At 64.0% G+C, this 26,892-nt stretch carries 24 protein-coding genes; 17 read left to right on the top strand and 7 right to left on the bottom strand.

The annotated features are described in order from the left end of the window. Nucleotides 1–147: 147 nt before the first annotated feature. Both AC1DMA_RS04005 and AC1DMA_RS04000 read left to right on the top strand, forming a co-directional pair. Nucleotides 148–4,638 carry an autotransporter outer membrane beta-barrel domain-containing protein gene (locus AC1DMA_RS04005; protein WP_478143298.1) on the top strand — a complete coding sequence of 1,497 codons (4,491 nt, stop codon included), beginning with the start codon at nt 148–150 and terminating at the stop codon, nt 4,636–4,638. Nucleotides 4,639–4,719: 81 nt separating this feature from the next. Further along, complete coding sequence (locus tag AC1DMA_RS04000) at nt 4,720–5,136, top strand: hypothetical protein (RefSeq protein ID WP_478143297.1); 417 nt, start codon at nt 4,720–4,722, stop codon at nt 5,134–5,136. Nucleotides 5,137–5,151: 15 nt separating this feature from the next. Here AC1DMA_RS04000 and AC1DMA_RS03995 read toward each other — a convergent pair whose 3' ends face one another. Both AC1DMA_RS03995 and AC1DMA_RS03990 read right to left on the bottom strand, forming a co-directional pair. Continuing rightward, nucleotides 5,152–6,258, bottom strand: coding sequence for a M14 family metallopeptidase (locus AC1DMA_RS03995; RefSeq protein ID WP_478143296.1), 1,107 nt, complete (start codon nt 6,256–6,258; stop codon nt 5,152–5,154). A gap of 27 nt (nt 6,259–6,285) precedes the next feature. Further along, nucleotides 6,286–7,599 (bottom strand): MFS transporter, encoded by a 1,314-nt coding sequence (locus tag AC1DMA_RS03990; RefSeq protein WP_478143295.1) that lies wholly within the window; start codon nt 7,597–7,599, stop codon nt 6,286–6,288. Nucleotides 7,600–7,702: 103 nt separating this feature from the next. Here AC1DMA_RS03990 and AC1DMA_RS03985 point away from each other — a divergent pair, with 103 nt between their 5' ends. From AC1DMA_RS03985 to AC1DMA_RS03965, 5 genes are all read left to right on the top strand, one after another. Continuing rightward, nucleotides 7,703–8,602 carry a LysR substrate-binding domain-containing protein gene (locus AC1DMA_RS03985; protein WP_478143294.1) on the top strand — a complete coding sequence of 300 codons (900 nt, stop codon included), beginning with the start codon at nt 7,703–7,705 and terminating at the stop codon, nt 8,600–8,602. A 45-nt stretch (nt 8,603–8,647) separates the two neighbouring features. Next, complete coding sequence (locus AC1DMA_RS03980; RefSeq protein ID WP_478126691.1) at nt 8,648–9,304, top strand: alpha/beta hydrolase; 657 nt, start codon at nt 8,648–8,650, stop codon at nt 9,302–9,304. Nucleotides 9,305–9,392: 88 nt separating this feature from the next. Continuing rightward, nucleotides 9,393–10,970 carry a glutamate--cysteine ligase gene (gshA, locus tag AC1DMA_RS03975; RefSeq protein WP_478143293.1) on the top strand — a complete coding sequence of 526 codons (1,578 nt, stop codon included), beginning with the start codon at nt 9,393–9,395 and terminating at the stop codon, nt 10,968–10,970. A gap of 125 nt (nt 10,971–11,095) precedes the next feature. Further along, nucleotides 11,096–11,473 carry a response regulator gene (locus AC1DMA_RS03970; RefSeq protein WP_478126689.1) on the top strand — a complete coding sequence of 126 codons (378 nt, stop codon included), beginning with the start codon at nt 11,096–11,098 and terminating at the stop codon, nt 11,471–11,473. Nucleotides 11,474–11,600: 127 nt separating this feature from the next. After that, the gene (locus AC1DMA_RS03965; protein WP_478126688.1) at nt 11,601–12,518 is read left to right on the top strand and encodes an SDR family NAD(P)-dependent oxidoreductase; all 918 of its coding nucleotides are present in this window, start codon (nt 11,601–11,603) and stop codon (nt 12,516–12,518) included. 13 nt (nt 12,519–12,531) lie between these two features. Here AC1DMA_RS03965 and AC1DMA_RS03960 read toward each other — a convergent pair whose 3' ends face one another. Continuing rightward, on the bottom strand, nt 12,532–13,656 hold the full coding sequence (locus AC1DMA_RS03960; protein WP_478143292.1) for an adenylate/guanylate cyclase domain-containing protein: 1,125 nt from the start codon (nt 13,654–13,656) through the stop codon (nt 12,532–12,534). 117 nt (nt 13,657–13,773) lie between these two features. On the opposite strand from AC1DMA_RS03960, the gene AC1DMA_RS03955 reads away from it, so the two are divergent. Genes AC1DMA_RS03955 through AC1DMA_RS03945 form a run of 3 tightly spaced genes read left to right on the top strand, consistent with a single transcriptional unit; the run spans nt 13,774 to nt 16,194 of the window. Further along, on the top strand, nt 13,774–15,354 hold the full coding sequence (locus AC1DMA_RS03955) for a sensor histidine kinase (RefSeq protein WP_478143291.1): 1,581 nt from the start codon (nt 13,774–13,776) through the stop codon (nt 15,352–15,354). Further along, nucleotides 15,351–15,725, top strand: a complete 375-nt coding sequence (locus AC1DMA_RS03950) for a response regulator (RefSeq protein WP_478143290.1) — start codon at nt 15,351–15,353, stop codon at nt 15,723–15,725. Before AC1DMA_RS03955 ends, AC1DMA_RS03950 begins: the two co-directional genes overlap by 4 nt. Nucleotides 15,726–15,744: 19 nt before the next feature. Beyond that, nucleotides 15,745–16,194: a desulfoferrodoxin family protein gene (locus AC1DMA_RS03945; protein WP_478143289.1), complete on the top strand. Its 450-nt coding sequence runs from the start codon at nt 15,745–15,747 to the stop codon at nt 16,192–16,194. 24 nt (nt 16,195–16,218) lie between these two features. On the opposite strand, the gene AC1DMA_RS03940 is transcribed toward AC1DMA_RS03945, so the two are convergent. Beyond that, on the bottom strand, nt 16,219–16,857 hold the full coding sequence (locus AC1DMA_RS03940) for a carboxypeptidase regulatory-like domain-containing protein (RefSeq protein ID WP_478126683.1): 639 nt from the start codon (nt 16,855–16,857) through the stop codon (nt 16,219–16,221). A 50-nt stretch (nt 16,858–16,907) separates the two neighbouring features. Continuing rightward, entirely contained in the window at nt 16,908–17,288 is a 381-nt protein-coding gene (locus AC1DMA_RS03935) for an HPF/RaiA family ribosome-associated protein (protein WP_478126682.1), read from the bottom strand. 111 nt (nt 17,289–17,399) lie between these two features. Between AC1DMA_RS03935 and AC1DMA_RS03930 the strand changes: the two genes are divergently transcribed. Both AC1DMA_RS03930 and ylqF read left to right on the top strand, forming a co-directional pair. Further along, nucleotides 17,400–18,335, top strand: coding sequence for an aminotransferase class IV (locus AC1DMA_RS03930; protein ID WP_478126681.1), 936 nt, complete (start codon nt 17,400–17,402; stop codon nt 18,333–18,335). Between the two features lie 42 nt (nt 18,336–18,377). Beyond that, nucleotides 18,378–19,343: a ribosome biogenesis GTPase YlqF gene (gene ylqF / locus AC1DMA_RS03925; protein WP_478126680.1), complete on the top strand. Its 966-nt coding sequence runs from the start codon at nt 18,378–18,380 to the stop codon at nt 19,341–19,343. 49 nt (nt 19,344–19,392) lie between these two features. Here ylqF and AC1DMA_RS03920 read toward each other — a convergent pair whose 3' ends face one another. Further along, nucleotides 19,393–20,325 (bottom strand): sigma-70 family RNA polymerase sigma factor, encoded by a 933-nt coding sequence (locus tag AC1DMA_RS03920; protein WP_478143288.1) that lies wholly within the window; start codon nt 20,323–20,325, stop codon nt 19,393–19,395. Continuing rightward, a complete protein-coding gene (locus tag AC1DMA_RS03915; protein ID WP_478126678.1) occupies nt 20,306–20,611 on the bottom strand; it encodes a hypothetical protein in 306 nt (101 codons plus the stop codon). Before AC1DMA_RS03915 ends, AC1DMA_RS03920 begins: the two co-directional genes overlap by 20 nt. Before the next feature lie 159 nt (nt 20,612–20,770). Here AC1DMA_RS03915 and AC1DMA_RS03910 point away from each other — a divergent pair, with 159 nt between their 5' ends. From AC1DMA_RS03910 to AC1DMA_RS03890, 5 genes are all read left to right on the top strand, one after another. Beyond that, a complete protein-coding gene (locus tag AC1DMA_RS03910; protein ID WP_478143287.1) occupies nt 20,771–21,814 on the top strand; it encodes an aldo/keto reductase in 1,044 nt (347 codons plus the stop codon). 169 nt (nt 21,815–21,983) lie between these two features. Beyond that, the gene (locus tag AC1DMA_RS03905; RefSeq protein ID WP_478126676.1) at nt 21,984–23,213 is read left to right on the top strand and encodes an ABC transporter substrate-binding protein; all 1,230 of its coding nucleotides are present in this window, start codon (nt 21,984–21,986) and stop codon (nt 23,211–23,213) included. 80 nt (nt 23,214–23,293) lie between these two features. Next, nucleotides 23,294–24,169: a branched-chain amino acid ABC transporter permease gene (locus tag AC1DMA_RS03900; protein WP_478126675.1), complete on the top strand. Its 876-nt coding sequence runs from the start codon at nt 23,294–23,296 to the stop codon at nt 24,167–24,169. 24 nt (nt 24,170–24,193) lie between these two features. After that, a complete protein-coding gene (locus tag AC1DMA_RS03895) occupies nt 24,194–26,146 on the top strand; it encodes an ABC transporter permease subunit (RefSeq protein WP_478126674.1) in 1,953 nt (650 codons plus the stop codon). 10 nt (nt 26,147–26,156) lie between these two features. Next, complete coding sequence (locus AC1DMA_RS03890) at nt 26,157–26,879, top strand: ABC transporter ATP-binding protein (protein WP_478143286.1); 723 nt, start codon at nt 26,157–26,159, stop codon at nt 26,877–26,879. The last annotated feature ends 13 nt before the right edge of the window (nt 26,880–26,892 follow it).

Here is a 26,892-nt window from a genome sequence, read left to right as displayed (position 1 = left end):
AATTGTCACATTCCTGTTGCTTTTGGACATTCGCGCACCGGTTCTGTGATTTTCTTCCAACGTTTTTGAATACTGAAGGATTACATTCGTAAGTATTCATTTCGCACTTATGCGGATTTCACATTGGAAGAGGAAAGAGTCAGCCACATGAACCGCGTTTTCAGAGTCGTTTGGAACCGTTCGCAACAAGTCTGGGCCGTTGCGTCTGAATTAGCCCACAGCGCCGCCAAATCGACCACCGCCATTGCACCTGCTTCAAGCAATCCGGCCCTCAAGGTCGCCTTCGCATCGACGCTGCTCGCTTTGGCGGGTGCTGCGGCGGCAGACTGCGCCACCAGTGGAACAACGATCACCTGCGCACCGCCCGCGGTTCAGCAGACAACCATCGGAACCGGCCTGAGCACCCCCTCCGGCACGGTGGTGGACGTGCAGGCGAGCGCAGCGGTCAACACCGGCGGACAAACGGCCATCAGCATGGGCGACAACGCTGACATCCATATTCGAAGCGGAGCGACGGTCGTCAACAGTGCGCCTGGCAACACCAACGGGCACTACGGCACGGGCGCCAACACGATCGAGTTCCACGACGGCACGACGCTGACGATCGAGCAGGGAGCGCTCGTGCAGTCGAACGGACCGGCAGGCAATGCGGAAGCCGTCAATCCAATCGGCGTCGGCAACACGATCATCAACAACGGCACGATCAATTCGCAAGCCGGCGGTGCCGCGATCTGGTTCGAGTCATCGGGCGGCAGCAACACGGTCGTGAACGGCAAGACCGGCGTCATGCAGTACATGAACGGCACGACGGGCAACATCATGGGCTTCGGCGGCAACAGCGCCGTCGATTTCACCAACAAGGGCGAGGTGCGCGGCTCGCTGAATTTTGGCAATGGCAACGACACGCTGAACCTGTATGACGGCTCGACGGTCTCGGGCGCGATCAACGGCGGCGGTGGCAACAATCTGCTGACGCTGAACGGCACGGGCGCGGACACGCTGACGCACACGATTTCGGGCTTTCAGTCGCTGGTGAAGAACGACAGCGGCACGTGGACCCTCGGCAATCCGCTCCAGGGCTCGGGCGTCACCAGTACACGCGTCGCTGAAGGCACGCTGGTTTTGGGCGCCGATGCAAGCAACTACACCGGCAGCATGACGGTCGATGCGCCTGGCACGCTGGAGACGAAGGCGGAATTCGCGCCGTCCGCCATCACTGACAACGGACTGGTGCGCTTTGCGCAGCCGACGAATGCGACCTACGCGGGCGTGCTGTCAGGCACCGGCATGGTCGAGAAGACCGGTGGCGGGACTCTGACGCTTGCCTCGACCAGCAACAGCTATTCGGGCGGTACGACCATCTCCGGCGGTACCCTGCAGGTGAGCACCGATGCCAACCTGGGGGCGTCGACCGGCGGGCTGACCTTCAACGGCGGCACGCTCAAGCTGACCGACACCGTCAACTCCGCCCGGCCGATCACCATGGCCGCCGACGGCACTATCGACGTTGCGGGCACCGCCGGCAGCAAGATGAGCGGCAGCATCAGCAGCGCCGGGACTCTGTCGCTGATTAACAGCGCGCCTTTCGACGGCCACGACAGCGTCACGCGCCTGACGCTCAGCAGCAGCGGCAACAGCGCATTCACCGGCTCGGCCCGGCTCGGCTCGCTCACGAGCGCCGATGCGACCGCCGGCCGGATCAACGTGATGGTGACTGGCACCGGCACGCTGGGCACGAGCAACAACGCGGTCGATATCTACAACAACAGCGAACTCGATTTCGACGGCGCCAATGCCAATGCGGGCAACCTGAACATCACGACGCACGTCAGCACGAACAACCTCGGAACAAACTCCGGCGTCACGTTCGCGAATGGCGCCAGCGCGGGTTCCGCCACGTTGACGAACAAGGCCGAAGGCAGTCTGATCCAGTTCCAGACCGGCACGACGGCAGCGAATTCGACAATCAACAACGGCAGCGGCGCGCGCGTGTACTTCGAAGGCAACAGCACGGGCGGCAGTGCCACCATCAACAACGACATCGACGCGGCAGGCGGTCGTATCTACCTGCAAGACAACGCGGACCTGAGCGGCGCCAGGATCGCCAATGGCGCGGGCGGCCACGTCTTCATCAACAACGCCAACGCGCTCACCGGCATTTCCGTCGGCGGACTCTCGGGCGACGGCGACGTGGTGCTCGGCAGCAAGAAGCTGACGGTTGGCGCGCTGGGTACCAGCAGCGCGATCGGGGGTGTGATCTCCGACACCGGCCCTGGATTCCTCGATGTGAAGGGCGCGTCGTACAACAACCCGGTGACGGATACCGGCGGCTCGCTGGTCAAGACCGGCGCGGGCACGCTCACGCTGACAGGCGCCAACACCTACACGGGCGGCACGGCGATTTCGGGCGGCACGCTGCAACTGGGCAACGGCGGTACGACGGGCTCCATTCTTGGGGACGTGGTCAACAACGGCACCCTGGCCTTCAATCGATCGGACGCGGTGAGCTTCGCGGGCCTGATCTCCGGCACGGGCGCGGTATCGCATGTGGGCACCGGCACCACGACCCTGACCAGCGACAACACCTACACGGGCGGCACGACGATTTCGGCGGGCACGCTGCAACTGGGCAACGGCGGCACGACGGGCTCCAGCGTCGGCGACGTCGCCAACAGCGGTACGCTGGCTTTCAATCGATCTGACGCGGTGAGTTTCGCTGGCCTGATCTCCGGCGCCGGCGCGGTTTCGCATGTGGGCACCGGCACCACGACGCTGACCAGCGACAACACCTACACGGGCGGCACGACGATTTCGGCCGGCACGCTGCAATTGGGCAACGGCGGAACAGCCGGCAGCGTGAAGGGCAACATCCTCGACAACGGCACGCTGGTTGTGAATCGCTCGGACACGCTGGATCTCTCGGGTGCCATCTCGGGCACCGGTGCGTTGCGGCAAGCGGGCACCGGCACCACGGTGCTCTCGGGCGCCAACAGCTACAGCGGCGCGACGACGGTGGCATCGGGCACGCTCAAGGCCGGCGCGGCCAATGTGTTCAGCGGCGCGTCGGCACATACCGTGGCCTCCGTCGCCATGCTCGACACCGCAGGCTTCAACCAGAGCGTGGCATCGTTGAACAACAGCGGCACCGTGAGCCTGCTGGGCGCGGCACCCGGAAGCACGTTGACCGTGAACGGCGCCTACGTCGGCAACAACGGCGTGCTCAAACTCGGCACCGTCCTGGGCGGCAGCAGCAGCGTGAGCGATCGCCTGGTCTTGAACGGCCCCACCGCCAGTGCAAGCGGCCATACGACGATTCGCGTCACGAACCTCGGCGGGCTTGGCGCGCAGACGACGGGCAACGGCATCGAGCTGGTGAGTGCGCTCAACGGCGCGAAGACGACGGCGCAGACCACGCGCGACGCCTTCACGCTCGCCAACGGCCACGTCGACGCTGGCGCGTACGAATACCGTCTCTATGCGACCGATGCAAAGGGTGCCGGGGAGAGCTGGTACCTGCGCTCGGAAACCACGCTCAAGCCGACGGACCCCTCCGTGCCGAACGAGCCGCCGGAAATCGGCAAGCCTCCGGCATCCGAGGTTCCGCAAGCGCCCCAAGCGCCGCAGGCACCGCAAGCGCCTCAGGTGCCGCAGTTGCCCCAGCTTCCGCCGGTGACCGTGCCGACCTACCGCGCCGAAGTCCCGCTCTTCGCCGCACTGCCGGCCCAATTGCGCCAGTCCGATCTGGCGATGCTGGGCAACCTGCATCGCCGCGTCGGCGACGAAAACGCGCCCGCGGCGGCTGACGCGAGCGGCGCTCGCCAGGCATGGGCCCGTGCCGTCTACACCGACCTCGACATTCGCCAGAACGGCGTCGCCGCCGCGCAGAGCGAAGGTCATGTGAGCGGGCTCCAGGCCGGAACCGACCTGCTGGCGAGCGGCAACTGGCGCGCCGGCCTCTATGTGGGCCAGCTGGACGGCAGCGCCGATGTGAGCGGCAATGCGCGCGGCACCTTCGGGCGTGTCGGCAGCAACGACCTGCAATCGCGCTATCTCGCCGGCTATGCGACGTGGATGGACGGCAGCGGCTTGTATGCCGACGCCGTGCTCCAGGGCGGCAGCCATCGCTACACCGTGCATCCGGACGGCAACCTGAGCGCTTCGGGCAAGGCCGACAGCACCACGGCGTCGATCGAGACCGGCAAGTCGTTCCCGCTCGCCGAAGGCTGGAGCATCGAGCCGCAAGCGCAGATCGCCTACCAGCACAGCCGATTCGACGACGCGCTGATCAGCGGCGCCGTCGTTCGACAGGACGCCGACAGCGGCTGGATCGGCCGGCTCGGCCTGCGCGTGAAGGGCGACATCGCGACGAGTGCCGGGCGCTTGCAGCCTTATGCGCGAGTGAACGTCTATCACGCAACGTCGGGCACGGACGTCGCCACCTTCATCGGGCCGGCAGCCAGCACGTCCATTGCCAGCGCGACCGGCTATACGTCGACCGAAGTCGCTGCCGGCGCAACGCTCGCGCTGACGCCTTCGACCACGCTCTATGGCGAAGTCGGTCAGCTCAACAGCACGAGCGGCGACGCCAAGGTGAAGTCGTCGATCCAGGGATCGGTGGGCCTGCGCTTGAGCTGGTAGTCGCTGGCATCGGTTCAAATACAGGCCCGGCTGCCGATTTTCGGCAGCCGGGCCTTTCAGCTTCTTGCCCCACCGAAAACCATGGAATCTTTTCGCCCCCGCACTCTCTTGTCTTCCGCGCGCCTCATGGCTCCGCTGTTGTGCCTGTTCACGGCGAATGCCGCGTTCTCGCAGCAGGACGCAAGCCAGTTCCCGAGCGCGGCGATGGGCTTTCTGGGCGAAGAGCTCCCCAAGATGGAAACGGCGGTCACCGAGCGCGACCGCGATTATTTCGAGAACGCCATGGGCCGAATGCTCAACTTCTCCGAGAGCTGGGGCTTCAAGACGCAGGACAACCCTGCGCTCGCACGCTATTCAATGTGTACCGAAGTGGTGTCGGACTTTCTGGCCGTGGGCATGTGCCGCATCATGACCACGGCGGACGCCTGCGAGCCCGGCCTGGCGCAGCGCTTCGATGCCAACCTGAAGAAGTGCCGCGACCTGGCGGCGCGGCACTGATGCGAGATTCGGACTCTAGGCCGCCGATGCCGCCTTGAGCCCTTGCACCGTCTGCAGGAGCACCACGCGGGACTGTCCGAGCACCATGCCCTTCCATTCTTCGTTGTCGCAATAGAAGGCGTCCCGCAGTTCCCGGCGAATGGTGCGCTGCTGTTCTTCCGGTGCTTCGGGATGGCGGCGCAGCCACGTGTCGGCGCGCAGGCGCGTCATGACTTCCTGGTCGGGGAGGGTGCCGAATTCGAGCCCCATCAATGCGGCGCTTGCCTGCGGGCATTCGTCATACACCGCCGACACCACCGGGCCCGAGACGTCGGCGGAGGCCGACTGCCCCTCGAAAGGCGCGAACACGTCGGCTCCCCACCAAGCGCGCGCCTGGGCGAGATCGGCTGCGGCGTTGCGGCCCGCGTAGATCTTCTCGCCGTGCCCATAGGGCCCGAGCCCCGTGTGCACGTCGATCCAGCCGATGTGCGTGGCCGCCGCTCCGTACTTGCGCAGGATGCCACGCATCGTGCGGTTGCTCCATGAGGGCGCGGTGCCTCCGTAGAACACACCCTGTGGCGAGGTGTACTGCCCTGCAGACATCGCCGTGCGCAAGGCCCACATGCCGTGCTTCTCGATGTAGGCCGCCATCGCGACGTTGTCGGCGGGGCCGGGCGGCCACGTGGCGGGCAGCACGAACGGCTCGACGTCGGCATAGGCGGCATTCACCGGCAGCGGGGCATCGAAGTCGATGTGGTTGCGGTTCAGGTCGATGTTGTCTTCGTTGGTGCGGTGCAGGTGCGAAAAGCCGTGCGGATTCACCGCGTGCACCATCAGCAGGCCGACGCCGGCTTGCTCCATGCGCGAGAGCAGCTCGGCATCGTTGAGCGTGGCGACCTGGCAGCCGGAGCCGCAGAAGCCTTCCGGCCCGTGCGTGCCGGAGCTGACGATCAGCAGCTTGGTTGCGCCGGGCTTGCCCAGCCAGGCCACATCCGTGGCGAGCGTTTCACCGAGCGCGCCGCGATGCTGCGGATGCTCGAACGATTCGATGGCGGCGCCGCGCTGCGCCGCTGCATCGAGGAATTTGTGCCGCGCCTCGGCGTAGGTGCCCGAGAAGTAGCGGCTGGCTGCACTGTTGTACATGGTCGTGGTCCTTGAAGAGAGTGTCGATCAGGCGGGTTGGTACGCGTCCGCGGCATCGATGTCCTTGCCGGTGAAATCCTTCATCCACAGCAGTCCGATCAGCGACACCAGCGAGACCGCCAGCAAATACCACGCGGGCGCCAGCTTGTTGCCCGTGGCATTCAGCAGCCAGGCGCTGATGAAAGGCGAGAAGCCGCCGAAAAGCGCAACGCCCACGCTGTAGACGAGCGACATGCCGCTGGCGCGCACGTGTTTGGGAAAGAGTTCCGGCAGCATCGTGATGCCGGGCACGGTCTGGATCGCCAATGCCGCGCTGAGCACGCCCACGACGATGAACAGCACGGCGGGTGTCGGCGAAGCGTTGAGCCACAGAAAACCCGGGTAGATCAGCACCGCCACGGCAATGCGGCTCCAGACGATCAGCGGCTTGCGGCCGACGCGATCGGACCAGCGGCCCACGAACGGCGCGAGCCCGAAAGACAGAAGCCCCGTCAGCGCGGCGCCGAAGAGCGCCACCGGCGGCGGCATCCCCAGTTCGCGAATGGCGTAGGTCGGCATATAAAAAGTAATCACATAAGCCGCCGCCGTGCCGCCGATGATGCTCAGGATCGCAGCGAGCACGGTCTTGCCGTGTTCGCCGCACACTTCCGAAAGGCTGCTGCGGCGCGGAGCGGCATGGGCCGGTTCGTCGGCCACGTCGAGCGACTCTTCGAGGTGGCGGCGGATGTACATGCCCACGGGAGCGATCAACATGCCCATCACGAACGGCACGCGCCAGCCCCAGCTTTCCATCGATTGGGGCGACAGCGTCGCGGACAGCACGCCGACCACCAGCGCGCCCAGCAGGATGCCGAGGCCCTGGCTCGCGAACTGCCAACTGGCCATGTAGCCGCGATTGGCCGGCGTGGCATGTTCCACCAGCAGCGTCGTCGATGCGCCCACCTCGCCGCCGGCCGAGAAGCCCTGGATCAGCCGCGCCAGCACGATCAGCAGCGGCGCCGCCACGCCGATCTGCACGTAAGTCGGTGCGAAGGCGATCATCGCGCAGCCCAGCGCCATCATGAAGATAGTGAGCGTCATGGCCTTCTTGCGGCCGGCCCGGTCGGCATAGGCGCCGATCACGATGCCGCCCAGCGGCCGCATGATGAACCCCACCCCGAAGCTGGCGACCGTCAGCAGCAACTGGCCATATGAGTTGAAGGTCGGAAAAAAGAGCTTGCCGATCACCAGGGCGAGAAAGCCATACACGGTGAAGTCGAAGAACTCCAGGGCGTTGCCGATGGTGGTGGCAACGATGGTCCGGCGTCGGCTCATTGGCGCCGGGCTTGAAGCGGTGGTCATGGGTTTTGATGTGTCATGTGGTTATCGCGCAGGGATGCTAGGGGAATAGCGCTGCTCGTGAAAAGACAATAATTGAGCTTCAAAGATAACTTTTGGTTTTCACATGAAGCCGAACCAGCTCCTGGCCTTCGTCGCCGTGGCCGAGCAGATGAGCATTCGCGGCGCGGCGCGGCTTCTTGGGATATCGCAGCCTGCGGTGACCAAGATCGTGCGGGAACTCGAGCGTGCGGTGGGTGCGCCGCTGGTCGCCCGCAGCGTCAAGGGCGTGGAGCTCACCACCTATGGCGAAACCTTTGCGCCGCGGGCGCGGCTTCTTCTGGCGGACATGCGCCGGGCACGCGATGAAATCGCTCAGATCCGCGACGGCGCGACCGGCAAGATCTCGGTTGCCGTGAGCAATTCGGCCGCGATCACCGTGCTCCCTGCGGCGTTCAGGGAGTTCCACACACGCCTGCCTGCCGTCGACGTGCATTTCAGTGAAGCGGTTCTCCCGTGGATGCTTTCGGGCATGCGAAACGGCAGCCTCGACTTCGCGATCGCGCACGTGATGCCCCACACGCTCGATCCTGAGTTCGAGAGCATCGAGCTGTTTCAGGTGCAACTCGCGGTCGGAATGCGCACCGGCCACCCAATGCGCCACTGCCGCTCGTTGCGCGATCTGCACGGGGAAGAATGGGTGCTGCCCGGTGAAAGCGAACTCGGCCGAGAGTCGGTGGTACCTCTGTTTTCGCCGATGGGGCTGACGCCGCCGGCCCGCGTCATCTTCGGCGAATCGGTCACGGTCGCGCTCGGGCTGGTGGGAGAAATGGACCTGGTGGGTCTCTTTGTCGAGCCCGTGGTCGACCTGTCGTTCGAGCGCTATGGCATCGAGCGCGTCGAAATGAAGGAGCACATTCCGGCTCTCGGCATGTGCGTGATCAAGCGCCGCGAACAGCGCCTGCCGCCGGCGGCGCAGCAGTTCGTCGAGTGCATCCAGCGCGCCGCCGCGCAGCGACGCGCATAGTCCTGCGGCGTGAGGACGAAGGCGTTCTGGGGTAACTTCGGGGCCATGTCACTACCTCCCATCGAAATCGAAACCGGCCCGAATCCGACGGCCTCCATCCTCGTCATGCACGGCCTTGGCGCCGATGGCAACGACTTCGTGCCCATCGCCAATGAGATGGACCTCTCGGCCGTCGGCCCGGTGCGGTTCATGTTTCCCAATGCACCGGTCATGCCCGTGACCATCAACGGCGGCTATCGCATGCCCGCCTGGTACGACATTCTTGGCCCCGGACAGCCGGAGGACGAAGCTGGTTTGCGCAGCTCGCAAGTAGCGATCGAGTCGTTGATTGCAAACGAAAAGAAGCGCGGCATTCCGGCGCACCGGATCGTCGTCGCCGGATTCTCTCAAGGCTGCGCGATGACCTTCATGACCGCGCTGCGCCATTCCGAGCGGCTGGCCGGCATCGTCGGCCTCTCAGGCTATCTGCCCGTGGCCGGCACGGTGGCTGCCGAGCGCCATCCCGCCAACCAGAAAACGCCCATCTTCCAGGCGCATGGCCTGCGCGATGGCGTCATTCCGATTGCCCGCGCCGCCGACAGCCGCGATGCGCTCAAGGCGCTGGGCTACGAGGTGGAATGGCACGAATACCCGATGGAGCACTCCGTCTGCATGGAGGAAATTGCCGACCTGAATCGCTTCTTGCTGCGCGTCCTGGCCTGAAGCCGAAAGGCCACATTTCAGGCTCCGTGCGCGCCTTTCTGGCTTCTGCTACCTTCCAGCCCCACGAAGAACGACGAGCCATATCCATATGAGCAATTTGAAGGAGCGCCTCGATGCGCTCTCGGCTGCACGGCTGAGGGGCGTGCGGCGGGGGATCGAGAAGGAAAGCCTGCGCGCGCAGCCCGACGGCAAGCTCGCGCTGACGCCGCATCCGGCCGCGTTGGGTTCCGCGCTGACGCATCCGCACATCACGACGGATTTCAGCGAATCGCAGCTCGAACTCATCACCGGTGCGCACAAGGATGTCGAAGCGGCGCTCGAAGAACTCGTGCAGGTACACCAGTTCACCTATCACGTACTGAACGAAGCCGGCGACGAGCGCCTCTGGGTTTCCAGCATGCCCTGCGGCCTGCCGACGGACGAGACCATCCCGATCGGGCGCTATGGCTCCTCGAACATCGGCCGTGCGAAGAGCGTCTACCGGATGGGGCTGAGCCACCGCTATGGGCGGCGCATGCAGACCATTTCGGGCATTCACTACAACTGGTCGCTGCCTGATGTGTCGAGCGAACAGTATTTCGCGCTGATTCGCAACTTCCGCCGTCATGCGTTCTTGCTGCTGTATCTGTTCGGAGCCTCGCCGTCGCTGTGTTCGACCTTCGTCGACGGCCGGCCGCACGAGCTGCAGCCGCTGGGCGAGGGCAGCATGTACATGCCCTATGGCACTTCACTGCGAATGGGCCGTCTGGGCTACCAGAGCGAGGCGCAAGCGTCGCTGGCGGTGAGCTACAACAGCCTCGACGGCTACGGCGCGTCGCTGCAGGACGCGCTGACGCGACCCTGGCCTGCCTATGAGGCCATCGGCATTCGCAGCTTGGGCGGCGACTACAACCAGCTCGCGACGAGCCTGCTGCAGATCGAAAACGAGTTCTACGGCACTATCCGTCCCAAGCGCGTGATCTATCCGGGCGAACGTCCGCTGCATGCATTGCGCGAGCGCGGCGTGGAATACGTCGAAGTGCGGCTGATGGATCTCGATCCCTTCGAGCCGGTCGGCATCAATGCCCAAACCATGCGCTTTCTGGACGTGTTCCTGTTGCACTGTCTGCTGACGGACAGTCCGCCCGACACTGGCAAGGAAATTGCCGACTTGGCGCACAACCAGCATCTCACGGCGGCCCGTGGACGCGAGCCCGGCCTGCAACTGCGGCGCGGCGATACGCAGGTGACGCTGACCGAATGGGGCTCGGAACTGCTGCGCGAATTCGAGCCGATCGCGGCTGCGCTCGACGCCGCGCACGGCGGCTCGAAGCACGCCGAGGCCGTGCGCGCGGCCGGCGCTGCCTTGGACGACCCGTCCATCCTGCCTTCGGCGCGCGTGCTGGCAGAGATGAAGTTGCACGACGATTCGTTCGTGAGCTTCGTGCGCGCCCGGTCCGAGGCGACCCGCCAGGGTTTGCTGGATTTGCCGTTTTCGGCCGAGCAACGCGCCGCCTTCGAGCAGATGACGCAAACGTCCATCGATGCGCAGAAGCAGATCGAGGCCGCCGACACCATGCCCTTCGAGATCTACCGGGAGCAATACGTCTCGCCGGCTCGATTGGGCTTCAAGAACCACTGGGCGGAAGCGCCAGCAGGTCCCGTGAGCCAGCGCGCGGCCCTCTGAGGACGGGCAGGGTAGGTTGAAGCCTACCCGGATTGGCCTTCCGCGCTCACGAGGCCGTCAAGATTGTTGGCGAAGATGGGCGGCACGGCGCAAGCCTCCTCTCCAACCTGACTGCCGACTCTTCCATGACTTTCAAGACCTACCTGGTCGAAGACAACCCCGTCATACGCGACAACCTTGCCGGTTTTCTGGAAGACATCACGGACGCCGTCGTAGTGGCCCACGCCAGCGGCGAAGACGAAGCCGTGGCGTGGCTGCGAAGGCACGGTGATGATTGGGACGTCGCCATCGTCGACCTTTTTCTCGAGCAGGGCAACGGCTTCGGCGTCGTCGATGCGTGCCGCAAGCGCGCCGCGCACCAGAAGATCGTCGTGCTGAGCAACTACGCAACGCCGGACATGCGCGCACGCTCCAGGGCCATGGGCGCGGACGCCTTCTTCGACAAATCGGCCGAGATCGATTTGCTGCTGGATTACTGCGAACGTCTGAGCGAGAAGACCTGAGCGGAGGAATCCGGCGAAACGGGCGCTGGGTAAACCGGACGCTCGACTTGGCACGCAGGAGACGTGCTCGCGGCTGCTTTTCGGGTAAAACGCACCGCGTCAACGACTCCTACGAAAGCATTCCGGCATGAGCAATCTCGACTTCAAGGGCCGCGTGGCCATCGTCACTGGCGCGGGCAACGGCCTGGGCCGCCAGCACGCACTGGCTCTTGCGGCGCGCGGCGCGAGGGTTCTGGTGAACGATTTGGGCGGTGCGCGCGACGGGTCTGGCGGATCGGTCAGTGCGGCACAGGCCGTGGTCGACGAGATCAAGGCCGCTGGCGGCGAGGCGATTGCCAATGGCGCTTCGGTGACCGACTTCGAAGCCGTGCAGGCCATGGTCCGGCAGGCTGTAGACGCCTGGGGTCGCGTCGACATCCTAGTGAACAACGCAGGCATCCTGCGCGACAAGAGCTTTGCGAAGATGGAACTGGCCGACTTTCGCCTGGTGGTAGATGTTCATCTGATGGGTGCGGTGCATTGCACCAAGGCCGTGTGGGCGATCATGAACGAGCAGAAATACGGCCGCATCGTGATGACCACGTCGTCTTCCGGCCTCTACGGCAACTTCGGCCAGAGCAACTACGGCGCTGCGAAGCTCGCGCTGGTCGGACTCATGCAGACCTTGAGCATCGAAGGCGCCAAGAACGACATCCGCGTGAACTGCCTCGCGCCCACGGCCGCCACGCGCATGACCGAGGACCTGATGCCCGAGGAAGTGCTGAATGCCCTCAAGCCCGAAGCCGTGGTGCCCGCGATGCTCGTGCTGGCGGCCCAGGACGCGCCGAACCGCACCATCCTTTGCGCCGGTGCCGGCGTGTTCGAGGCTGCGCACATCACCTTGACGCAAGGCACGTGGATCGGGCTCGACGCCGATGCGCCGGAACAGCTTGCTGCGCGTCTGGCCGAAGTGACCGATCGCCACGGCGAGATCGTGCCTCAGAGCGGCGCGGCGCAGGGCACGAACGAAGTGGGCAAGGCGATGGCGAACTCGCGTCGGCATTGAGGCAGTCGACGCCTCAGCTCGCCGGCGCCCCGATGCCCTGCACACTGAAGCAATCGACCGGCCGCTGAAACCCCTTCAGGCTGAGAGCCCGAGGCGGGTCCACCTCAAGCATCGACTCCAGCTGCGCAAACACCTTGCGCGAAATCAGGATCTCGTTGCTTTCCGCCTCGCCGCACAGCCTTGCGGCGAGATTGGTGACAGTGCCGATCGCGCCATAGTCCCAGCGGCCTTCGAACCCGATGGCGCCAATCGTGGCAAAGCCCTGGGCAATGCCGATGCCAAGCCCGAGCGAATAGCCGCGGCGCACCCAGGTCTTGGCGATCGAGCCCACGCATTCACGAATCGCCAGCGACATGCGCACCGCGCGTTCGGCCGCGTCCGGCACGGGCACCGGATCGTTGAAGAAGATCATCATGCCGTCGCCGGTGAAGCGCTCCAGTGTTCCTTCATGCGCGAGGATCAGTTCGCCGGTCGCCGCGTGATATTGGCGCAGCACGCCCATGACGTCCTCAGGCTCTGCGCTTTCGGCGAAGGCAGTGAAGCCGCGCAGATCGAGGAACACCACGGTGATCTCGCGACGATGGCTTTGCAGAGGGTCCTCGGCGTCGCCGCTGACGATGAGCTCCGCCAGTTGCGGCGAGAAGAATCGGCGTAGGCGGCCCACGCGTTCAAGTTCGGCGACCTGGGTGGCGACGCGGTGCTCGAGCGAAGCGTTCCAGTCCTTCACCTGTGCAACCAACGATTCGACCTGGTCGTGCAGCCGCTTGATCCGCAGCATCGAGCGCACGCGCGCGGCAAGGGCGGCGTGGTCCACAGGCTTGGTGAGGTATTCGTCGCCGCCCGCCTCCAGGCCCGCGATGACGTCCTTCAAGTCGGACATTGCCGTCACCATGATGATCGGCGTGAAGGGAAAGTCGGGGTCCGCCCGCAGGCGGCGGCAAACCTCCAGCCCATCCATCCTGGGCATCATCACATCGAGCAGGATCAGGTCGGGCGAGAGTTCGCGCGCCGCCTGCAGGCCTTCGAGGCCATCGGAGGCCGAGACCACTTCGTAGCCCTCGCTGCCAAGGCGGGCCTGCAGAATCTTGACGTTGGTCGCGTTGTCGTCGACGATGAGGATGCGTGGGGGGGTTCTCACCGTCTTTCTCCCGAGACGAAAAATGTAGCGGCTTCATGGTGGTTCCACAAGGCTGCGAGCTACCTTCGGTCCCTTGATGGAGTGGCCATCAAACTCGAACAGCTTGTAACGCGGGTGTTGAAACAGTCGCCTTTTGCCGGGCTGGTGCAAAGGGTCGCCGCTGTTCGCGCTTCGGTGCACACCAAGCTGCTTCTGGCATTCCTGATCATCACGCTCTTGTTCATCGCCATGGCGGTGGCCAGCCTGCTCATCATCGTCAACATCACCAAGCAGAGCCGCATGCTGGACCAAGCCCATGAGCGGGTCAGCTGGGCGCAGCAGAGCCAGCATGCGCTGGACCGGCAGATGCACTTCACTGCACTCGCACTGCTGTCGAAAGACGAGGCCGCTATTGAACGCATCCTCCGCGAGAACAACCGGTTCAACGAAACACTGGCCAAGCTGGACACCTCGGCGGCCGGCGGCCAGAAAGGGCTGATCGACCAGATCCGCGCTTCGCAGGACGATGCCATGGGCGTCGTGGCCGACATCGCCAATGCCATTCGCGACGGCAAGCTGGGGGACATCACGGCCGATTTGCTGCAGCGCGAGGAACTCCTCGACAACCGGATCGCGTCGCGTATGGGCCAACTCGTCGAGGTCGAGCAAAGCCGGATGGCTCGTCTGCGCGACAGCGTCGGCGCGGCCAACCGCCGATCGCTGATCCTCACGTCCGTCTTTGCAGTCAGCGCCGTCTTGCTGGCTTGGCTCTGCGGATTCGTGATCTCTTGGTCCTTCATCTTGCCGGTACGCGCGGCGGCCGTTTTCATGGACGATGTGGCGGCCGGAAACTTCGGGCGCAGAATCTCCGTGCCCAACCGTGACGAATTCGGAGTGCTCGCCGACCGGATGAACCACATGAGTCAGCAACTTCAGCGCTTGGACGAATCCCAGCGGCAGGCGGCCGCGAAGCTCGTGGACCTCAACGAGCAGCTTTCGCGCGCGAGCAAGGCAAAGTCCGAGTTCCTGGCCAACATGAGCCACGAATTGCGCACGCCAATGAATGCGATCCTCGGATTCAGCGAAATGATGATCGACGGGATCTACGGCGAGGTTCCGGCTGAACTGAAAGAGCCGCTGACGGACATACAGGTCAACGGTCGCAATCTGCTGCGTCTGATCAACGAGGTGCTCGATCTGTCGAAGATCGAGGCAGGGCGCATGGAACTCGCGCTCAGCGATTACGCGGTCAGTGACGTCGTGAACACGGTGCGAACATCGCTGCGCTCCATCGCTGCTGAAAAGGGGCTCGCGTTCACCGCGCGCGTGCCGGAGGATTTGCCCGTAGCGTTCGGCGACAGCGGTCGGCTTGCGCAGTGCCTGACCAACCTGGCGGGCAACGCACTGAAGTTCACAAGACAAGGCCGCGTGGAGATCGCAGTGGAATTGGTAGATGACGACCTGATCTACAGCGTCTCGGACACGGGCATCGGCATTGCTCAGTGCGATCTCGACAACATCTTCACGGAATTCCGCCAGGTGGATACGACCATCACGCGTGAATTCGGCGGCACGGGGCTCGGGCTCAGCATCTCGAAGAAGTTCGTTGAGAGGCTCGGCGGGCGCATCTGGGTCGAAAGCGAACTGGGGAAGGGCTCCACCTTTCTTTTCTCCGTGCCATTGCGCGCGGGCGGGCGCAGCAAGGAGGTTGATCCATGACCGAGCGCAAGATCCTCTATGTCGAGGATAACGAGTACAACCGCAAGATCGTCCGGCAGTTGCTCAAGCGTTCTGCCTGCCAACTGATCGAAGCGGGGGACGGCGAAGCCGGCGTGGCGCTCGCGCAGCAGGAGTTGCCCGATCTCATCCTCATGGACGTGCAACTTCCCAAGATGTCCGGGCTCGACGCCGCGCGGCTCCTGACCACCGAGGCGGCTACACGGCATATCCCAATCATCGTCATCACCTCATATGCGCTGAGCGGCGACCGCGAAAAGGCGCTGCAGGCGGGCGCCTCCAGCTACTTGGCCAAGCCCTACAGCCCGAGCGAGCTGCTGGGAATCGTCAAGCAGTATCTGCCGGACATCTGATCAGCTAGCGGAGGGTTTCATGACAACAACGAACATTCCAGGCGCGCAGCGCATCGTCATTGCCACGATTGCGATGGCAACGTGCCTTGCTGCTGCCGGCGTGCGTGCGGAGGAAGAGCAGGTCCAGCAGTTCACACCGGAGTTTCGCGAAGTTCACAAAGGCTCCGACCCGAAACACTCGCCCAAGATCACCGCGCCGGACAGCGTGCGCCGGGGCGCGTGGTTCAACGTCACGATCAGCGTCGGTGCCGATTCGCAGCACCCGTCTCTGTCAGAGCACTTCGTGCGCTACATCGCGCTCTACAAGGACTCGGTGGAGATCGCGCGCGCCTACCTGCACCCCGTGTATTCGTCGCCGACCGTGACTTTCACGATCGCGCTCGACGAGGGCGGATCGCTCCGGGCAGTCGAGGAGCCGACCCACTCTGCCGCGTGGGAAACGACGAAGAAGATCGCCGTTGTGCCTTGAGGGCGTCTGACTGTGCGTTCGGCTCTACCGTGGCTTCAGTTCCACCGAGAGTTGCGCGGGCTCCCGATCGCTCACGGTGACACTCGCCGGGGTCGTTCCCAGGCGTTCATGCCAGATCTGCAGCTTGTACTGGCCCGGCGGAAGATCGTCGAATGCGAACGTCCCGTCGGCGCCGGTGACCGCATAGAAGCGGTGCGCCGCGACGACCACCCATGCGGTCATCCATGAATGCAAGTCACAGTTGATGCGGACGATTTCAGGCTGGGCAAAGGTGATTGGAATCGTCCGCCCCATGGGCTGCGTTCGATTGAAAGAAACGTTCGCCTTCGGCGTGGCGTGAATGTTGTGCAGCAGTCGATCGCTGTTGAGGAAATCGACTGTCCCGCCGGCTCGGACCACGACGACCCTGGGGATGAAGGCGCATCCCTTCTGGTCGACCTCGACCTTCTGATTCACGGACGGCGCAACGTCGGCGGGCGCGTTCTCGATCCAGACGACGGCATTTCGGACTTCGCGATTCGCCGACACCTGCAAGTCGTCGGCGGCCTTTTCGTTGCCGCACAGATACTGATCGATCGTGACGGGCACCTTGACCGGCGCCGGCGCAGGGCCGGCGAACACGATCTTGCCCTTCAGACTCCCCGCGAAGCCGTGATTCGACACGCCGCACGCCAGAAGCAGCGTCCCAAGGAGCCCGAGGGCCCGGACGCCCCTCAAGGCGCATCCCCCTCGGCGTCGATCGCATCGCCTTCAGCGCCATTGCGGATCGAATCGCGTTGGCGATGGTTGTAGAGCCGTCCGAGCACGCTCTCCAGCGAACGCTTCAGCTTTTCCGACGCTCCGCGAAACGCCTCGTCGATGTTGGATGCGTGGTGGGTGACGGCCAGTGGCTGGTGATGCGCCAGGCGCGCCTCCATGGCGCAGCGCTTGGCGCCGCCGCCGCTGGCGTCATGGTTTTCGTCACTGAGATGGACTTCGACGCGGGTGACGTCTTCGACGAAGCGGCTGAGGGTCTGGCGTATCTGGCCATCGGCCCAGCGTTCGAGCGCCTCCTTGTTCTCGATGCCGTTGCTCGTTCTCACTTGAATCTGCATGCTGCTACCTTTCGCGTCTATTGGGCGAGAGGCTCTAGCATGCGGTCAGTTGGGCCTCGGGCTCCAATGTCCACAATGGCCGTGCACTCATTCGAAGGAACTTGCAGAACCATGAATTCTTCCGTCCAACCTGGGCTTGCGCCTGACTACTCGAACGGGGTTGCCTTCATTCGGGGCCAATACGTGCCCATTGCCGAGGCCGCGATTCCCATCACCGACTGGGGTTTCCTGCGTTCGGATGCGACCTATGACGTGGTCACCGTCTGGGATGGAGCGTTCTTCAGGCTGGACGTGCATCTCGAGCGCTTCATGCGAAGCTGCGAGCGTTTTCGCCTCGATCCTGGCCTCACGCCCGACCAGATCGTTGCGGTGCTGACCGAATGCGTGCGCAAGAGCGGCCTGCGAAGTTCGTATGTCGAAATGATCGTGACGCGCGGACAACCGCCGTGGGGTTCGCGCGATCCGCGGCAGGCGGTCAATCAGTTCTATGCCTTCGCGGTGCCTTTCGTGTGGATCGCCAATGAAGCGCAGCGGGAGCGCGGCCTGCACCTGCAGGTGAGCGATGTGCAGCGTATTCCGGCGCGTTCGGTCGACCCGAAAGCCAAGAACTATCACTGGAACGATCTCACCATGGGACTGTTGAGCGCGCTCGATGCGGGTGCCGATACCGTCGTTCTGACCGACGCCGCGGGCAATGTGGTCGAAGGGCCCGGCTTCAACATCTTCTGCGTGCGCAATGGCGTGGTCGTCACGCCGAAGGAGGGGGTGCTCGAAGGCGTATCGCGCCGTACCGTGATCGAGATCGCGCAGAAACTCGGCTTGCCTGTCGAACTGCGCGACTTGCCTGCGGGCGAACTGCGCGAGGCTGATGAAGTGTTCCTGAGCACTTCGGGCGGCGGCGTGCTGCCGGTGACGCGAGTCGATGACCAGATGATCGGCCAGGGCTCCCCGGGGCCGATCACGCAGCGGCTTCTCGAGACCTATTGGGACTGGCACCGCGAGCCAGCCTACAGCCTTCCGATCGACTATCGCGACGATCTGAATTGACGACAATCCCGGGTCGTTCACAGACAGAGAAAGACATTCGCGATGGCCATCCAGTGGTTCCCCGGTCACATGCACCTGACCAAGAAAGCCATCGCCGAGCGCATCAAGGACATCGACGTCGTCATCGAACTGCTCGATGCGCGCTTGCCCGGCTCCAGCGCCAATCCCATGCTGGCCGAACTCACCGGCCACAAACCGGGGCTCAAGGTGCTCAACAAGCAGGACCTGGCGGACCCGGGATGCACGGCGCGCTGGCTCGAACACTACAACGCCCAACCCGAGACGCGCGCGATCGGTCTCGATGCCGGCCAGGCCGCGCCCGCCCGGCAACTGATCGACGCCTGCCACGCGTTGGCCCCGCAACGTGGCGGCATGGCCAAGCCGATGAGAGTGCTGATTTGCGGCATCCCCAACGTGGGCAAGTCGACGTTGATCAACACGCTCACCGGCAGCCGCAAGGCCAAGACAGGCGACGAGGCCGGCATCACCAAGCTGGAGCAGCGCATCACGCTGGCCGACGACTTCTATCTGTGGGACACGCCCGGCATGCTATGGCCCCGAATCATCGTTGCCAAGAGCGGCTACAACCTGGCTGCAAGCGGCGCCATCGGCCGCAATGCTTTCGATGACGAAGAGGTGGCGCTGGAACTGCTGTCGTACCTGAAGCAGCACTACGCAGGCCTTGTCGAAGCACGCTTCAAGCTGGAGCCGATTGCGGGCCTCCGCGACGAGGAGGTGCTCGAAGCCATCGGCCGCAAGCGCGGCGCATTGCTGGGCAAGGGCCGCGTGAATTTGCAGAAGGCCGCCGAGATCGTCATGCACGAGTTCCGCAGCGGCAATCTGGGGCGCATCACGCTCGAAACGCCGGAAGAATTCGCGCAATGGCTTGCGGCCGGGCAACTGCTGGATGCCGAGCGCAAGGCGAAGAAGGAAGCCAGGGCCAACAAGAAGGGCTCTGGGCGCCGCGAGACCGGAGACGATGCCGCCGGAGAGACGCCGACGGCCTGATGCAAGGCACAAGGGCGCTTTGGTCGCTTTGGTCGCTTTGGTCTTGCGCTCAATCCGCCAGTTCGATCGGCGCTTCCAGTGCGATGTAGGGCACGTGCCGGAAGTCCCTTATGAAGCTGACGCGCCCCTCACGCCACTGCAGTTCCATGAAGTAGCCGGGCAGCGTCGCCCCGGGCGCGCGCATGACAGCCAGCACTTCGCGCCCGTCGAGCCACGCAGGCACCAGCCGCCAATCGTCCTGTCGGCTGTAGTTCGTGTAGTAGATCTCGACCTCGCGCCGGCCGGTTGCCTTGCGCCGTGAGACGAGGTCCAGGCGGACGTCGTCCGCCAGCATCGCGCGGACGCCGTCCCAATCGCGCGCGTTGAAGAGATCGGCATAGCGGCGCAGGGCAGGGGAGATTGCAGTGGGCGGGCGCACCGAAGAAATATCGATCGTCGAAGCGGACAACTGGCGCAGCTGCGTTCGTCCCCGATGCAGCGCGGCCTTGACTGCTGGCACGCTCAGATCCAGTTCCCCGGCAATTTCCTCCAGTGAATGGTCCAGCACATCCTTGAGGATCACGCAGCCGCGTTGCGCCGGTGCGAGCTGCAGAAAGCACGAGAGCGCGGCGCGTACCGCCTGCTGGCGAGCAAGCGTCTGGTCCGGCTCGCGCGTTTCGTCGTCGGCAATGTCGAGCACCGATTCGATGGGCTCGGCCATGCGATGCGCATCGCGCCGCCAGTGGTCGATGGCCCTGTTGTGCGCAATCCGAAAGAGCCATGGCCGCAGCGGCGGCATTTCCTTCAGCTCGGGCAGTTGGTAGTAGGCCCGCGCGAGGGTGTCCTGCACGACGTCTTCCCCGTCGGCCACCGAGCCCGTCATGCGCGTGCAGTAGCGATGCAGGTCAGGCCTGATGCCATCGACCAGCGCCAGAAACTGGCGCCGGCCCTCCTCGAGCGTGGCGATGATGTCGTTGCCGGGCTCAGTCGCCGAAGAATCCATAAGAGCCGATCTCCTTCAGTTCCGTCCTGACCGGCGGCTCCTCGCAACGCTCGCGAACGCCCGCGGTGAATTCCTTGAATGCCGGCATGTCGGTCAGCACGCTGGTGCCATCGGCTTGGTCATACGAGACGATGTGCACAAAGCTCACGCCATCGTCGAGCCGGAAAGTGGCATAGCGCAGGCCCTTCGGCTTGAGCTTATGGAGTTCCTCGTAAACCTTGGCCGAGGAACGCTCGTTTTCGGCGACGCGGTCGGCCTTGACCTTGTATCGAATCATGTGCTTCACGTGGGGATCCTTTCACCGGCGGCGCCGGAACCATTCTGTGACAAAGACAAGACGTTCGGGCGCCCCAAAAGGATGCGGTAGCGGCGCCTGCAGGAATTTCGGAGGGCGCCTATGCTGCGAGTCCGATTTGTTTGTCTGCACAACAAGGAGTTGTCTTCCATGCGTCACCATCCTCTCGGCCGCACTGGCCTTTTCGTGTCGGAGCTGTGCCTCGGAACCATGACCTTCGGCGGCGGCGAAGGCATCTGGGCTCAAATTGGCGATCTGCAGCAGAGCGACGCCGAACGCCTGATCGGCTCGGCGCTCGATGCCGGCATCAATTTCATCGACACGGCCGATGTCTACTCGAACGGCGTCTCTGAGCAGATCACCGGGCAGGCGCTCAAGAACCTCAAGGTGCCGCGCGAGAACGTGATCGTCGCGACCAAGGTCTTCGGCGAAACAGGCCCCGGGCCGAATGCACGCGGCGCCTCGCGCAGCCACATCATGGATGGCGTCAAGGCGAGCCTGAAGCGACTGCAACTCGATCACATCGACCTCTATCAGATCCATGGCTTCGATCCGGCGACGCCCATCGAAGAAACCGTGCGTGCGCTCGACCAGCTCGTGCGTCACGGGCATGTGCGCCATGTCGGCGTTTCGAACTGGGCCGCCTGGCAAGTCGTGAAGGCGCTCGGCATCTCCGAGAGATGGGGGCTGTCACGATTCGAATCGCTGCAGGCCTACTACACCATCGCCGGACGCGATCTTGAACGCGAGCTGGTGCCGATGCTTCGCAGCGAAGGCGTGGGGCTGATGGTGTGGAGTCCGCTCGCGGGCGGCCTGCTCAGCGGCAAATACGGCCGCGAACAACAGGGCGAACAGGGCAGCCGCCGAACCAGCTTCGACTTTCCGCCCGTCAACAAGGACCGCGCGTACGACTGCGTCGATGCGATGCGTCCGATCGCCGAGGCGCACGGCGTGTCGGTCGCGCAGATCGCGCTGGCGTGGCTGCTGCATCAACCGCAGGTCACCAGCGTCATCATCGGCGCCAAGCGGCCGGATCAACTCGCCGACAACATGGCCGCCACCAAAGTGGAGCTGAGCGCGGCAGAGCTGGCGCAACTCGATGAAGTCAGCCGGTTGCCTGCGGAATACCCCGGATGGATGTTCGCCCGGCAAGGGGAAAACCGCCGGAAGCAACTTGCCGAATCGCAGCGTTGAAGCGGCGCAGCCATGAGAGCCGGATGGGTGCATCGAATGGGTGCATGTAATTGGTTTGCGCGGACGGCCCAATGCGTCCGATTTGCATCCATTTAGGGTTGTCACTCTCTTCGGTTTTCTCTCTCTCGCCTATGGTTCCGACACATTCAGACACTTGGAGATTTTCGACATGCCCTTGAGTTTCAAGCTTCTCGCCGTGGCAGGCGCTATCGCCTTTTCCGCGGGAGCATTCGCAGCCGATCCCATCAAGATCGGCGTGGACGGTCCGTTTACCGGCGGGTCGTCCTCGATGGGTGTGAGCATGCGCGACGGCGTGCGCCTGGCAACGGAAGAAATCAACAAGGCTGGCGGCGTATTGGGCCGGCCGATTCAGCTCGTCGAACGCGATGACGAAGCCAAGAATGAACGCGGCGTGCAGATCGCCCAGGAGTTCATCAACAAGGAGAAGGTCGTCGCGGTTGTCGGCTACATCAACACGGGCGTGGCGCTGGCCTCGCAACGCTTCTTCCAGGAAGCGAAGATCCCGGTGATGAACAACGTGGCGACCGGCTCGGTCATCACGCATCAGTTCGACAAGGATCCTGAGAACTACGTCTTCCGCAACTCGGCGCATGACAGCATCCAGGCCCCGATGATCGTCGAGGAAGCAGTCACGCGTCGCGGCTACAAGAAGGTCGCGATCCTGGCTGATTCGACCAACTATGGCCAGCTCGGCCGCGAAGATCTGGAGAAGGCGCTCAAGGCCAAGGGCATCACGCCGGTCGCGGTCGAGAAGTTCAACATCAAGGACGTCGACATGACGGCCCAGTTGCTGAAGGCCAAGGAAGCCGGCGCCGAAGCAGTGCTGACCTACGGCATCGGCCCCGAGCTGGCGCAGATCGCCAACGGCATGACGAAGCTGGGCTGGAAAGTCCCGATGATCGGCAGCTGGACCTTGTCGATGGCCAACTTCATCGACAACGCCGGCCCCGGCGGCGACGGTGCGCGCATGCCGCAGACCTTTATCCAGGAGCCGACCACGCCCAAGCGCAAGAGCTTCATCACCAGCTACATCGCGACCTTCAAGCCGAAGAACAACCGCATCGATTCGCCGGTGTCGGCTGCGCAGGGCTACGACTCCATCTACCTGCTGGCCGCCGCGATGAAGCAGGCCAACAGCACCGAAGGCCCGAAGATCATGGCCGCTCTCGAAGACCTGAAGACGCCGGTCGAAGGTGTGGTGACGACCTACAACAAGCCTTTTTCCAAGGGTGACCATGACGCGATCACCGCGAACATCCCGGTGTTCGGTGAAGTCAAGGGCGGCCGCGTGAGCTATGCCAACGCCGACGACATGAAGAATGCGTCGAAGGTGCAGATCAAGAACAACGCTGCCAACGACGCACTGCTGAAGAACTAAGCTGCGCCTCCCACAGGCGCCGCCCCGGGGATTTCCCTGGGGCGGCGCCTTTTCATGTTCAACGCATCGCAAGAGCCGCCATGCAAATCCTCACTCAACTCATCTTCAGCGGTATCGCGCTGGGCATGATCTATGCCGTGATCGCGTTCGGCTATCAGCTGACTTTCGCGACTTCGGACACTCTCAATTTCGGGCAGGGCGATGCGCTGATGCTCGGCGCGCTCGTTGGCTTGACGCTGGTCACGCTGGGCGTGAACTACTGGCTGATGATCCCGATCGTGTGCCTGTTCGGCGCAGTGCAGGGCGCGGTGGTGGAGCGCATTGGCGTGCGGCCCGCGATCAAGATCAAGTCGGAGTTTGGCTGGATCATGTCGACCATTGCGCTGGGCATCATCTTCAAGAACGTCGCGGAAAACGTCTGGGGCCGCGACGACCTGAGATTTCCTTCGCCGCTGCCGGAAGCACCCATCAAGTTCCTCAACGCAAATGTGCTGCCGATGGAAATCCTGGTGGTGGTCGGCGCCATCCTGATGATGCTGGCGGTGGAAGTCTTCAATCGCCGCTCGATCTACGGCAAGGCGGTGGTCGCGACTTTCAACGATCGTGATGCGGCCAAGCTGATGGGCATCAATACCGGACTGGTGATCACCTTTTCATATGCGCTGTCGTCGCTCACGGCCGCATTTGCCGGCGTGCTGATTGCGCCGCTGACGCTGACGGGTGCCACGATGGGCGCGGTGCTGGGGCTCAAGGCCTTTGCCGTGGCGATCATCGGCGGGCTGACCAGTGGCATGGGCATCGTGGTGGGCGGGATCATCCTCGGCATTGCCGAGACCACCACCGGTTTCTATCTGAGCACCGGCTACAAGGACGTACCGGGCCTGGTGCTGCTGCTGATCGTACTGGCCGTTCGGCCCGCGGGTCTGTTCGGCAAGACGGCCATCAAGAAGGTCTGAGCGCGAGGCATCGAAGTCAACACAATGAAAACTGGTCGCTTTCTTCTTGCCATCGCGGGGTTTGCAGCGCTGATGCTGTTCCCGATCGGCATCGACAACCCCTACTACATCCACCTGCTCGAAACGATCATGATCTACGCGATCCTGCTGTTCGGGCTGGACATCGTGGTGGGCTATACGGGACAGGTATCGCTCGGGCATGCGGGGTTGTTCGGTCTCGGCGCCTACACCGCCGGTGTGCTGGTGTACAAGACGGGCGCGCTTCTGCTGGTTTCGCTGGTCGCCGCAATCGGTGTCACGGCGGTCTTCGGCGCCATCCTCGCGCTGCCTGCGCTGCGGGTGACGGGGCCTTACCTCGCCATGGTGACGCTGGCCTTCGGGACCATCATCCAGATTCTCATCAACGAGATGAGCTTCATCACCGAAGGGCCGATGGGCATCAAGCTCAGCAAGCCGCCGCTCTTCGGCCACAAGCTCGATGAACGCGAGTTCTTCTGGCTGGTGGCGGTGATGCTGGTGCTGTCGCTGATCGTGGTGCACCGCATCCTGCGCTCGCATCTCGGGCGCGCTTTCGAGGCGCTGCGCGGCAGCCCCGTCGCATCGGACTGCATGGGCGTTTCGGTGTATCGCTACAAGGTTTACGCCTTCGTGATCAGCGCCGGATTCGCCGGGCTGGCCGGCAGCCTGTATGCGTACTCGGAACAATACATCTCGCCGAACACCTACAACTTCGAACTGACGGTGCTCTTCCTGCTGGCGGTGATCATGGGCGGGCGCAAGAGCCGCATCGGGTCGATGCTCGGCGCGGCCATCATCGTGCTGCTGCCCAAGCTGCTGGACGACGTGGTGCTGTTCCGCTATGTGTCGGTCGGCCTGGCCGTGCTGGTGATGATCACGGCCGTGATCGGCATCCAGCGCCAGCGCGTGACGCCCAAGCAGATGGCGATCCCGGTGGTCGGCAGCATCGCGCTCGCGGGGCTCTCGTTCTGGCTCGAAACGATGACTGACTGGCGGCTATCGATCTTCGGCGTGATCATGCTTTTCGTCGTCTATTACCTGCAGGACGGCATCGTCGGTTTCGTGCGCAACGCGCTCAATCTGCGCCGGCCCAAGGCACAGGCCGATGTGGTCGGCCAGGTCGCGGGGCCGTCGGACGCGGTGAGCGTCGCCGCATCGGGCAGCGGCGGTGCGGAGTTGCTGCAGGCTTCGGGCGTGCTCATGCAGTTCGGCGGCCTCAAGGCACTGAACAACGTCGACCTGAAGGTGAAGCGCGGCGCGATCCATGGGCTGATCGGTCCGAACGGCTCGGGCAAGAGCACGATGATGAACGTGCTGACCGGCATCTACGTGCCCACCGCCGGCAACATCGAATTCGGCGGACGCTCGCTCGTGGGCCGCACGTCGGCGGACATCGCTTTGTCGGGCATCGCGCGCACCTTCCAGAACGTGCAGCTCTTCGGCGAAATGACCGCGCAGCAGAACGTGCAGGTCGGCCTGCACCATACGTTCAGGAGCAATCTTTTCGACGTGGCGGTGCACACGCCGCGCTATCGCCGCGAAAGTCTTGCCGCGGCCAACCGCGCACTCGGGTTGCTGAAGTTCGTCGGCCTGGAGCAGTTCGCCGCGGAAGAGGCTCGCAACCTGCCTTACGGCAAGCAACGCCTGCTGGAGATCGCTCGCGCACTGGCGCTCGACCCGCAACTGCTGCTGCTCGACGAGCCCGCAGCCGGACTCACGGCGCCCGACATCAAGGAGCTGATCGCGATCATCCGCAAGATCCGCGAGCACGGCGTGACCGTCATCCTGATCGAACACCACATGGACGTCGTGATGAGCATGTGCGATACGGTTTCGGTGCTCGACTTCGGCCAGAAGATTGCCGAGGGCGAGCCTGCGCAGGTGCAGTCGGACGAGAAGGTCATCGAGGCCTATCTCGGCGGACAGGAAACGGCGGCACCGGCCGCGCAGGCGGCGTGAGGATCAACAGATGCTGACCATCCAGAATCTTTCCGCCGGCTACGGCAAGGTGCAAGTGCTGCACGGTATTTCGATCGACGTGCCCAAGGGCAAGGTCGTGACCCTCATCGGCTCCAACGGCGCCGGCAAGACCACGACCATGCGCGCGGTGTCGGGCATGATCCGCGCGACCGCCGGTGAAATCACGCTCAACGGCAAGCGCATCGAGGGCTTGGAGTCCTACCACATCGCCAAGCTCGGGCTCGCGCACTCGCCCGAAGGCCGTCGCGTGTTCGCGACCATGAGCGTCACGGACAACCTCACGCTGGGTGCATTCCCGAGGCTGACCGGCAGCCGCCCGCGCGGCGACGTGGCAGCCGATCTCGAGCGGGCGATGGAGCTCTTTCCGCGTTTGAAAGAGCGCCGTACGCAACTGGCAGGAACCTTGTCGGGCGGTGAACAGCAGATGCTCGCCATGGCGCGCGCGGTGATGTTGAACCCTGAGGTTGTGCTGCTCGACGAGCCGTCGATGGGGCTCGCACCCATCCTGGTGGCCGAAGTGTTCCGAATCATCGAGCGGCTCAAGCAAGAGGGCGTGACGATGCTGCTGGTCGAACAGTTCGCGGCTGCCGCGCTTGGCGTGGCCGACTATGGCTACGTGCTGGAGAACGGCCGGATTTCGCTGCACGGGCCGGCCGAGAAGCTGAGGAATGATCCCGGAGTGAAGGCAGCGTATCTTGGAGGCGGGCACTGAGGATCCGGCGGTC

This window comes from Variovorax sp. 05N34, assembly GCF_056397405.1.
Note: the sequence above shows the minus strand (reverse complement) of the source record. Positions and strands in the feature narration are given on the sequence as shown.